The organism is Candidatus Chordibacter forsetii (genome assembly GCF_964187505.1).
Classification (GTDB): Bacteria; Verrucomicrobiota; Verrucomicrobiia; order Opitutales; family Seribacteraceae; genus Chordibacter; species Chordibacter forsetii.
Genome location: NZ_CAXLML010000221.1, coordinates 1 through 7,610, shown reverse-complemented (window position 1 = coordinate 7,610; position 7,610 = coordinate 1). Strand labels below are relative to the sequence as shown.

General features: G+C 45.5%; 10 protein-coding genes and 1 pseudogene. 3 read left to right on the top strand and 8 right to left on the bottom strand.

The features are described 5' to 3' along the window. The 6 genes and pseudogenes from ACKPQ4_RS09545 to ACKPQ4_RS09520 form a co-directional block, all read right to left on the bottom strand. Positions 1-380: pseudogene (locus tag ACKPQ4_RS09545) on the bottom strand (hypothetical protein); the annotation flags it as partial. A 28-nt stretch (positions 381-408) separates the two neighbouring features. Continuing rightward, positions 409-909, bottom strand: a complete 501-nt coding sequence (locus ACKPQ4_RS09540; protein ID WP_407680953.1) for a glutathione peroxidase — start codon at positions 907-909, stop codon at positions 409-411. 65 nt (positions 910-974) lie between these two features. Then, positions 975-1,517 carry a heme-binding protein gene (locus ACKPQ4_RS09535; RefSeq protein WP_407680952.1) on the bottom strand — a complete coding sequence of 181 codons (543 nt, stop codon included), beginning with the start codon at positions 1,515-1,517 and terminating at the stop codon, positions 975-977. A gap of 53 nt (positions 1,518-1,570) precedes the next feature. Next, a complete protein-coding gene (locus tag ACKPQ4_RS09530) occupies positions 1,571-2,185 on the bottom strand; it encodes an alpha-ketoglutarate-dependent dioxygenase AlkB family protein (protein ID WP_407680951.1) in 615 nt (204 codons plus the stop codon). Beyond that, positions 2,182-2,898 carry a pirin family protein gene (locus tag ACKPQ4_RS09525; RefSeq protein ID WP_407680950.1) on the bottom strand — a complete coding sequence of 239 codons (717 nt, stop codon included), beginning with the start codon at positions 2,896-2,898 and terminating at the stop codon, positions 2,182-2,184. Before ACKPQ4_RS09525 ends, ACKPQ4_RS09530 begins: the two co-directional genes overlap by 4 nt. Before the next feature lie 67 nt (positions 2,899-2,965). Continuing rightward, a complete protein-coding gene (locus tag ACKPQ4_RS09520; RefSeq protein WP_407680949.1) occupies positions 2,966-3,883 on the bottom strand; it encodes an HDOD domain-containing protein in 918 nt (305 codons plus the stop codon). Between the two features lie 143 nt (positions 3,884-4,026). Between ACKPQ4_RS09520 and ACKPQ4_RS09515 the strand changes: the two genes are divergently transcribed. Further along, positions 4,027-4,992 carry an NAD(P)/FAD-dependent oxidoreductase gene (locus tag ACKPQ4_RS09515; protein ID WP_407680948.1) on the top strand — a complete coding sequence of 322 codons (966 nt, stop codon included), beginning with the start codon at positions 4,027-4,029 and terminating at the stop codon, positions 4,990-4,992. Here the strand turns inward: ACKPQ4_RS09515 and ACKPQ4_RS09510 are convergent. Then, positions 4,989-5,861, bottom strand: a complete 873-nt coding sequence (locus ACKPQ4_RS09510) for a DUF6268 family outer membrane beta-barrel protein (protein ID WP_407680947.1) — start codon at positions 5,859-5,861, stop codon at positions 4,989-4,991. The two genes, ACKPQ4_RS09515 and ACKPQ4_RS09510, sit on opposite strands and share 4 nt — an antisense overlap. A 75-nt stretch (positions 5,862-5,936) precedes the next feature. On the opposite strand from ACKPQ4_RS09510, the gene ACKPQ4_RS09505 reads away from it, so the two are divergent. Further along, positions 5,937-6,392, top strand: coding sequence for an SRPBCC family protein (locus tag ACKPQ4_RS09505; RefSeq protein ID WP_407680946.1), 456 nt, complete (start codon positions 5,937-5,939; stop codon positions 6,390-6,392). Between the two features lie 42 nt (positions 6,393-6,434). Then, on the top strand, positions 6,435-7,178 hold the full coding sequence (locus tag ACKPQ4_RS09500; RefSeq protein ID WP_407680945.1) for a YqjF family protein: 744 nt from the start codon (positions 6,435-6,437) through the stop codon (positions 7,176-7,178). Here the strand turns inward: ACKPQ4_RS09500 and ACKPQ4_RS09495 are convergent. Next, on the bottom strand, positions 7,100-7,610 hold a 511-nt coding region (locus ACKPQ4_RS09495), incomplete at its 5' end, for a hypothetical protein (RefSeq protein WP_407680944.1). The genes ACKPQ4_RS09500 and ACKPQ4_RS09495 overlap by 79 nt on opposite strands.

Genomic DNA, 7,610 nt, shown 5'->3' with positions numbered 1-7,610 from the left:
CCATTGTGCAGGGAACGGGCAGTCAGGGTCTCTTCATCCCCTTTCTGTTCTAAAGTATAGAGGAGTTTTTCTGATGATATGATTGAAGAATGCCCAGGCCCACTCACTTTTTCCCAGACGGGTAAAGGGGCAGTGTTCCAATTTATGTCGACTCCCTGTTCCGGGGCATGTCCCGTCCTCTCGGGGCCACGAAACTGGGGCCAATGGAAATTGCCTTTTCGCCAACCGTTGTCGTTGATCGGTTTAGCAGATACGGGTTCGGGGGGGGAATGCTTGAACCCAATGTAAGGGATCATTCCTCCCCGCATTTCCATTTTTATACAGCCCGTAAAAGAAAGCAGTCCGATAGGGAGGAAAATGATAAGGAAATGATTCCTCATCGTAATCGCTTCTTTGGCGTAGGATTCTCTATTTAGCTAGAGCTGCCTCGATTGCTTTGGTTAATTTCTTGGAAGTTGGAGAGGTCATGCTCCCAAAGCGGTCGATCGGTTTACCGTCTTTGCCAATGAGGATTTTGGTAAAATTCCATTTTACATTCCCTGAGAGCGGACCCGACTCTCCAATAATTGATTCATACAGGGGGTGCCTGTTTGGTCCATTGACATCAATTTTCGAATACATTGGGAAAGATACCCCAAATTTGGTGGAACAAAACTCTTTGATTTCTGCTTCGGTACCAGGTTCTTGTCCGCCAAATTGATTACAGGGAAAGCCACAGACTACCAGGCCCTTATCCTTATATGTTTTGTGGAGTTCTTCCAACCCTTTGTACTGACGAGTAAATCCGCACCGGGATGCCACATTTACCAAGAGCATTACTTTTCCCTGATGGGTGGAGAGCTTGGTTTTTTCACCGTCGATATCGACGAGTTGATGATCGTAAACAGTAGAAGCGGATGCAGTGCTCATGATAGATGCGAGTAGCAAGGGGATGAATTTCATTGTTTTTTGGATGGTTGATTCTCTTTAGATTCTTATTTGGAGGAACGAATGGGAAGGTGAACTTCCGAGCGTTTTAATAACCACGGAATGAATGGACCATCCCAGTACACGGCGTAAGCAGAACCGCTAGTTTCATAATTCGGATTGTCATCGATCCATTTAAGAAGGAGTTTTTCATGCTTTTGAAAGTTTTCACTATTGTAACTACCCCGAATGCCAATCGCTACGACTGTAATGGGGTCCAGGTTTATCACTTCCACCTTACCTGTATTTGGGCGTTTTTTGGTTGTATCTTTTTCACCGACAAAAAAACGCATTTTCCCAGGTTTAATTTCTGCTTCAACTGGAGTGGTCATAGATAGATCGTGCTTGGATATGTATCCAAACAAAGTGCGGAACAATCCATTGTTTTCAGAAAAATAACCTTGGGTGCTCTTAGCTTCGAGGGCGATCCGTTTAGGAAGTTCGAGAACTCTAATCTCTCCAACCGGAGTTTTTTCATGCATCGCCTCATATCCCATCAAAGGTAAATTAGCTAATAGAGCTAGGTAGGTAAAAATAAAAGAGATACGCATGGTCTATAGATCGACTAGGATGTCGGGTTGGATCAATCGCAAAAGCGTAAATATTAGAGAATAATTCGAAAAGTTAGGTTGATCCGCGGACCGATTGGCTTGGCGGTTCGCGGAATTTCGTGCATCCAGTGGTGTTGGGTCGATCCCTTCATCAATAGAAAGCTTCCATGTTGGAGCATGATCTCTGCCTTGTGCCCGTTCTCCTTGAATTTTTTGTGACGTAGCTTGAATTTTCTTTCAGCTCCCAAGCTGACTGATCCAATAACCGGGTTTTGGCCCAGCTCTTTTTCGTCATCACTGTGCCAGGCTACCCGGTCTTTTCCATCACGATAATAATTTATAAGTACGGAATTGAAGGTAACGCCTGCCTGTTTTTCGATGGGTCCTTTTATTTCTAAAAGCTCCTCAGTCCATGGTTTTGGATTCATATGGATACCGGAATACGCATAGGATTTCCCAGGGTCTCCATACCAGGCCTCGAGTCGGGGTACTAAGCTTTCTTTGCCATAGAAACGGATCGTATTTTGGGTCCATTCGATCTTTTCTTTGAGGTCATGGAGTAGTCGGTCAGCAGTTGGCTTTGGTAAAAATTGGGGGTGATAGTGAAGTTCTGAATCCGGCAGATCAAACTCTTCAATACCTTCATTAAATAATGATTGCTGGCTCATGAGTTGTCGGACAGACGAAACAGAAAAAGAGAGCAGGCCTCGTTGATTGTTAAGTTGAGAGGTGCGTTCAGGTTTTCAATTCTGAGTCCGTCGGCTTTTCCTAATTTGTGGTTAGCGACACTCAATGCTCCGGAAACCACTTGAATCCAAGCATGAGGAAGTGTCTCTTCTGGCTTGATTGAAAGATTCGTCCCCGCATCCGCTCTTCCAAATAAAAACTGTGCGTTTTGACGAATCGGCGTGGAGCCTTCTCTACCATCGCCCGAAAAAAGAAGGATCCATCCGTTTTGCTTTTCAGCTCCAGCTAGTTCTTTTTCTGCATAGCGGGGTTCTCCGCCTGTTTTATTGGGGGTCATCCAAATCTGATAAAGTTCGGTAGCGCGGTTAGTGGATGGATTAAATTCACTGTGAGTTACCCCTGATCCAGCACTCATGTATTGCAAATCGCCGGGTCGTATAACCGAACCATTTCCCATACTGTCCCTATGTTCCAGTTCTCCAGAAATCACATAGGTGAAAATCTCTGCGTCTTTGTGAGGGTGGGTAGGGAAACCTCCTCCAGGCTCAATTACATCGTTATTCATCACAACCAAGGAATGAAAACCGCAGTTTTCTGGGTCGTAGTAATTGGCGAAAGAGAATGAAAATTTCGCATGCAACCAACCATGTTCTGCAAAACCTCGATCTTGTGCCCGTCGAACCTTGGATTTCATACAACGAAATTATATATTCAACTTTGTGATAGCCCAAGCAGCGGGATCAAGGGAATGAAAAGTGAATTTATCCCTTTAACAGAATCGCTAGGTTTTCAGACTCTGCATCGATTTGCATGCGAACAGCTTCGCGGGCAGAAATATATTCTTCCTCGTTCATTCTGCGTCGCCGTAAGAAGCCTGATGGTAACTCTTCAATTTCCGCCGAACCACTATTTCCAAATCTCAATTCCTTGATCATGTGGTTGGCTAGCATAACAATATCGATGAGTTTGTGAATTTTTGGGTCATCTACTAAAAAACGAGAACCTTTGCTGTAGGTATGATGCCAGCGGGCAACCTTTTCAATGATGGGAGAAACCCCCCATTTTTCTATGATCATTGATCCGAGAAGATCGTGTTGAATATGGCCCAAAGCTTTTTCTGCAAACCAAAGCGAGCAATTATTCTTGTCTGTAAACTTAACTTCGCTGAGGAACTCCTTTTTCAAGAATTTGATTTTGGCAACCTTACCCAAGTCATGCAGAAGTCCACATGCATAGGCTTGGTCTGAAAGTTCTTCATCATACCGCTCGCTGAGAAGTTGGCTTGCGAGAGCCACTCCGCAACTGTGTAGCCACAGGCCTTCCAACTTAAACTTAGATTCATTCTCATCGCTCCTAAAGCTATCTAGGACGGAGGTGCTGAGTAAAGTCCGCCGGACGTTTTCTGAGCCAATTCTTAGGACAGCATCGTTGATTTGTGTAATTCGATCAGTTCTTCCCTTTCTGAATTCAACTGAATTAGCAATTTTAAGGATTTTAGCATAAACAGATTGGTCTTTTTGAATGATGTCGCAGAGTGCAAAAGTTGCAGCACCAGGGTCGGATACTACCTTCATCATATCGTTAACCAGTACAGGAATGCTGGGCAAATTACCCGCAAGCTTGCTAACTACACTATCATAGTTGCTTGCTTGTTCTGCTGTCATAGTCGCACTGCTCATATCTTAGTTGAAAGTATTTCGATAATTTAAGAGGGTTTTATTTACAATATTGAAATCCAAAGCCTTTATTTTAAAAACACCTACATTTTCTAGAAATTTGAAATTCTCACAATCATTTGATCCTTCCGGTCAATGCAATTGATATGAATATCGCCATCATTGGAGCTGGTATTTCGGGTTGTTCCTGTGCCCATCAATTAACTCAGGCGGGCCATCAGGTAACTGTCGTCGAAAAAGGCAGGGGTGTGGGGGGCCGTATGGCTACCCGTCGAATGGATGGAGCGAGGATTGATCATGGGGCTCAGTTCTACACCGCTCGCGATATACGGTTGCAAGTTCTCAACAAACAATGGTGTAAAGAAAAACGGGCGATTGAATGGTACGATCAAGTGCCAGGGAGAACTGATATTCCAACAGACATGCGTTACCGCGGTAAAACCGGCATGACCGGGCCAGCCAAATCGCTTACTCAGAGGTCGAAGTTAGCACTAAATTTTTTCGTTGAAAAAATCGAGAGGACAAAAGGCTGGAAGATTTTGGAGCGTGAAGGAGAGGGGCGAGTTTTAGAAGCCGATCACCTCGTCATAACAATGCCTTCCCAGCAAATGCTCGAATTGTTTGACCGAAGCCGAGTAAAACTTGGGGCGGAATCGATGGGTCGTCTGGAGGCAATCCGTCATACCCGATGCTTAGCAATTCTAGGAATATTGGATCGTCCTTCCAGGCTTATTTATCCCGGAGCGGTTACGCATCCTGCCAAAAATATAGACTGGTTGTCCGACAATCAGGTAAAAGGAATTTCACAAAAACCGGCAATTACCTTACACACATCCGCTGATTTATCCCAAATAAATTGGGATGTGCCCGCAGCAGAATGGGCACCTGAGTTGTTGGCCTCTGTTGAAGATCAATTGGGAGCCCGAGTATTGTCATGGGTTCCACATCGTTGGGGCTTTGCCAAGCCCTTGGTTACTTTTGGTGCCAGCCACTTGCACCTCCCCGAGCTCGGACTTACACTTGCCGGAGATGGTTTTGGAGGAGAGAGGGTCGAGCGGGCAAGTATCTCCGGATTGGAGGCTGCCGAAGCAATTTTGGGGACAATTTTTTAGAAGCGAAAGCGGTAACCAACCTCGAAACTCGGAGAACTTTTAAGGTCGCGTTCAGCAAGAGTGGTACCTGCCGCGTTTTTTATTTCAACTTCTCGCCCAAGTTCAGCACCGAGGGTGGCAAACACACCATGTTTCTCGGTCGGGTTCCATTGTATGGTGGTGTAGAGGCGGTAGGCTTGCATGGAAAATTCTTTTTCCACGACTCCCGCACCATCATTGTAATCCGCCTCGGTTAGCCATCGGTTTCCGGAGAATTGTCCGCCGGCAATCCAATCAAACGATTCCGTCAAGCTGTATCGGTAGCGAATAATCGGACCGGCGAAAACCAGGTCAGCCTTGTCGGATGGTTCCCACATAAAACCCACCGCAGGGAGAAATATATCATCGTCAAACCCGGTTGAGTAAAAGGCCCCGAATATCCATTGGAAGGTTTCACTTTTTTTCCAACGAACCCCCGCCATGGCCATGTAGTTCATGGCATCGCCTCCAGTAGTTTCAAAATCTCCGGACATTCCAGGGACGAACAAAACAATCCCCTTTAAGCTGTCAGAGTAGTCTTTGCTTAAGAACAGGGCCAGTTCAAGTGACTGCAAATGATCCTCCTTTAAAAAAGTTGCATCTGAAATATCAATATCTGTACTTGTATAGCGCAAACCCGCACCAAAAGACCAGTCACCACCGTCGTGGTAATATAAAGGAGTCATTAATTCCCACTGACTTCCACCAATTTCAATATCTGTCCCTTCAACTTTTCGGTCCGGGGAGGACCCGTACGATACTTTGATAGCTGCAGAGTCTGACATGAAATCCTGAGCTTGAAGAAAGAAAGAAGGAACGAGGAGGAGGGCAACTAGAGAGGGCTTTATCATTAGCCTAGCTTATATGGGTTTTGGCGGCGGGTCAAGTGGGTTGCTCATTCTATAATCTTCGCTAATAATTAGATCATGCACCATCTTACCCAAGAACAAATTTTGCCGATTGATCGCCAGGCCCTTTGGGATTTCGTATCGGTTCCACAAAACCTCAATCAGATTACTCCACCCGATCTCGCTTTTCGAATCAAGGGAAAACCTCCGGAACGGGCTTACGCCGGTTTATTTCTTGAGTATGAGGTAAAAGTTCCCCTCCTTGGTTGGACACCTTGGCTCACGGAAATTAAGTATGTGGAGGAGGGATATTCTTTTATGGATGAACAAAGGGTAGGCCCTTACAAATTGTGGTTGCACACCCACCGGCTGGAGGAAGTGGATGAAGGTACTCGGATGTTAGATGATATTATCTACCAAGTACCCTTTGGGATTTTTGGATCGATTGCTCACCTTCTTTTTGTTCGTCGTACCTTAAAGCGGATTTTTCGCTATCGCCGGGAAAAGTTGGACGAGATTTTCCCCAAAAAGTAATTCCAAACCAGCCACCGGCTTTTCCACCAACTAGCCGATCCCATGATTAAATCCTTTCTTAATCGGTTTATGTCTCAAAACTGGGAGGATCTCATCATGTTACACTACCGAGTGAACCCTGCGATGATTCAGGGTAGGCTTCCAGATGATTTGGAGGTCGACACTTTTGAGGACGATGCGTGGTTAAGTGTTGTTGCCTTTCGCTTGAGCAATTTGCGAATTCGTCCAATCAGTTGGTTAAAATGGAGCGATTTTTGGGAGCTGAATTTGCGTACCTATATAAGGGATAAAAAGGGCAGAAAAGGGGTATGGTTTTTTTCCCTGGATTCAACGGACCCAGTTGGAGTCATCGGTGCTCGTATGCTTTATGGTTTGCCCTACAATAATGCCCATATTGAACGATCTGGAAGTTTACAATCCGGACATTTATCTTTTTCCAGTACCCGAAAAGGGGGCGGACTTTCTACGATCGATGCATCTTGGAATTCTGAAGACTTGAATCAAAATTTGGCTCGTAAGAAAATAGACCATTTTCTGTTGGAACGATATCGGTTTTGGGCAAGTCGCTCCCGGGTCAAGCCTTCGTCTTCAGCCTGTGTAAACCATCAACCTTACAACGCAGTTCGGCTAAATATGGCGAAGTACCAAGGAAAATTATTTGCCTGCCAGGGAATGGGTGAGCCGATCTGTGCGCCCGAACTTGGGCATTATTGCCCCGGCTTTTCAGTGGAGGCAACCGCTCCGGAGTGGGCATTTTCAATCTCAGGCCAGGCAAACCAAAGGTAGGTCTCGCCCTTTAATCGTTGTTTTCCAAAAAAGGAAGCATCTGCAAGTTCTCCAACTGAATGATTGGGGAACCCTCGACTCATTGATCCTTGGAGCAGCGACCAAAGGCACGCATCTTTAGAGAGGGCCCCAGGTATAGAAGATAGGTGGGGCGATGCGACTGCATTTAATTCTTCGTCGAGTTTGGAGTCTACCTCTGCATGAGCAATCGCGAGCACACAACCAGGCACTGAATCTTTAATTAATTCGATTTGAAAACCGCCAGCTGAGGATCGATTGGCAATCAAATTTGCGAGGCAATAAAGATTGGAGTCGTACTCAGCAAATTCCACGCATCGTTCACTAATCGGGCCTTCAAAGAAATTCCCACAACTGGCTAAGCCTGCCTGGTTGAAGAAGGAATGGCGTGCACCCGACCATTTTTGTCGCAAT